Origin of the sequence: Silanimonas sp., assembly GCF_027530345.1 — a bacterium.
GTDB lineage: Bacteria > Pseudomonadota > Gammaproteobacteria > Xanthomonadales > Xanthomonadaceae > Silanimonas.
Genome location: NZ_JAPZQK010000041.1, coordinates 1 through 1,916, shown reverse-complemented (window position 1 = coordinate 1,916; position 1,916 = coordinate 1). Strand labels below are relative to the sequence as shown.

Sequence of the window (1,916 nt, the reverse complement as noted above, 5' to 3'; positions counted from 1 at the left end):
CTGCCTCACGTCCATGAATGCAATGGTCAACGCACACTCACGAACGAGGCTTACTGGCGCCTCGCCAGCGATGATCTGACAGAAGATGCATCCCGTTGCCACGTTGTCCCTCCATGCGGCCTAACGCGTGAGCTAAGCGGCAGCATCAATCGCGAAGCGATTGGACTGTCCGCTTGAACGAATAGTTAGGGCCCGACTCATTGGGCAATTGGTGTACACAGCTCGACGAGCGTGCCGTCTGGACAACGCACATACGAGACCGTTTGACCCCACGGCTTTTCAGTCGGTGAGGAAAGCTCAATTGCGCCTGCGGAAACAGCCCGCGCGTGTGCCGAAGCAACATTTGGCGTGACCAACGCAATCTCGATGCCGAGAGGCTTTGCTGAGCTATGCGCCTCAATATGGCCTTCGGGAAGATTCACATGCCCAAGACTGTGAGCGGCGAATGCAAGGACTGTCTCACCTGTCTCAAGCTCACCGTAGTCTCCAGACTCATGGAGAAATCGAGACCCAATGCCAAAGGCCAGCTCGAAGAACTTCAATGATGCGGAGACATCTGGCACATAGATGATGGTGTATCCGAACTTCACGAAAGTCTCTCCAAAGGGGCCTAACGATTGAGCTAAGCGGCCACATCAATCGCGAAGCGATTGATTGGTCCGCTTGAGCGAGTAGTTAGCCGCATTTTACGGCCGCAAGCCAGTCTCGCTCGCGAAGAATCTTGAGATTGCCGTACATGCGCCGATAGTAGAGCGCGGAGTCCAGCTTTGCTGAAACAACACCGAGGCCCTCGAACTCCTGGCCAACAAAAAGAATGTCGAGGTGTGGAGTCGGGTCGCTTGGAACAGCCCCAAGTCGCCGCGCCTCATTGAAGCAGTCCTCGCGAGTACCGAAGGCGAACTTACCAGTGAAGCCGACGAGCTTTCCCGTAATGCCGGATGGAACAGAAACACTGTCGAAGTACGTCGACCCAAGAGCGACTGCAACTGCCGGTGATCGGAAACTGCTATCGGAAATTGCCCGGGAAAGGTCTCGGGGTGGCCGTGGACCAGTATGGTCGCTGTCTAGCTCTTTATCGGAGCCGTAGCCGAAGTAGATGTTGAAGATGACGTGCAGAAGATCGTGCTCGACATCACTGCTCCATGAAGCGGGTGGAGCCGCTCCGCTTGCCAACTCATGGAGCACATTGTTCGGGTAAACGCTTGCGACGGCCGGATTTTCCGAAAGGAACTGACTAATCGTCTCAGCGCCCGCCTGATCGATATGGCCTTTTCCTGCGACATGCTCACAAACACGATGCAAATCGGCATAAATGCTTTTCGGGAGATCTCCGAAGCTGATGCCTCGAGACTTTAGAAGGGCTTGCACTTCGCTCTTATCGGGCTTCGCACTCGGCATGGCACCTCCCTATGCGGCTAACGCTGGAGCTAAGCGGCCACATCAATCGCGAAGCGATTGATTGGTCCGCTTGAGCGAGTAGTTAGGCACTTAGTCTTGCGCATCAAGGGGCATCTTTGAAAGCTCAGAACGCCCATTGGGCAGCACAGTGACTGCCCACCACGTTTCTGTGCCGTGATCCTTGATGGTGAAGAGGTAAGTGCCATCTGAGCTTGAATCGAGATTGAGACCACTCAGGAGCTTTTCGCCACGAAGTTCCGGGCCGGACTCTATCGACATGAGCCGCCCATAGGCGATTGATCGCGCCTCCTGCTCCGATACTCCGGTGCAAGCAACGAGGAGAATCGCAATTGCCGAGATCAGGATGCGCCGCATGTGCCTAACGATCGAGCTAAGCGGCCACATCAATCGCGAAGCGATTGATTGGTCCGCTTGAGCGAGTTGTTAGGCTGTCGCTCACGCCGGATGCTGCATGGCCCGAACTGACAGCCCGCGAAATTGGTTGGCGCCTGCGAACC

The 1,916-nt window shown here is 55.6% G+C and carries 3 protein-coding genes; all 3 read right to left on the bottom strand.

Annotated features, from left to right (window positions below; genetic code table 11):
* Positions 1-197 precede the first annotated feature (197 nt).
* The 3 genes from O9255_RS13910 to O9255_RS13900 all read right to left on the bottom strand — a co-directional run bounded on the left by O9255_RS13910 (position 198) and on the right by O9255_RS13900 (position 1,773).
* Positions 198-590, bottom strand: a complete 393-nt coding sequence (locus tag O9255_RS13910; RefSeq protein WP_297867468.1) for a VOC family protein — start codon at positions 588-590, stop codon at positions 198-200.
* 85 nt (positions 591-675) lie between these two features.
* Positions 676-1,398, bottom strand: coding sequence for a hypothetical protein (locus O9255_RS13905; RefSeq protein ID WP_297867467.1), 723 nt, complete (start codon positions 1,396-1,398; stop codon positions 676-678).
* A gap of 90 nt (positions 1,399-1,488) precedes the next feature.
* Complete coding sequence (locus O9255_RS13900) at positions 1,489-1,773, bottom strand: hypothetical protein (RefSeq protein WP_297867466.1); 285 nt, start codon at positions 1,771-1,773, stop codon at positions 1,489-1,491.
* Between the last annotated feature and the right edge of the window lie 143 nt (positions 1,774-1,916).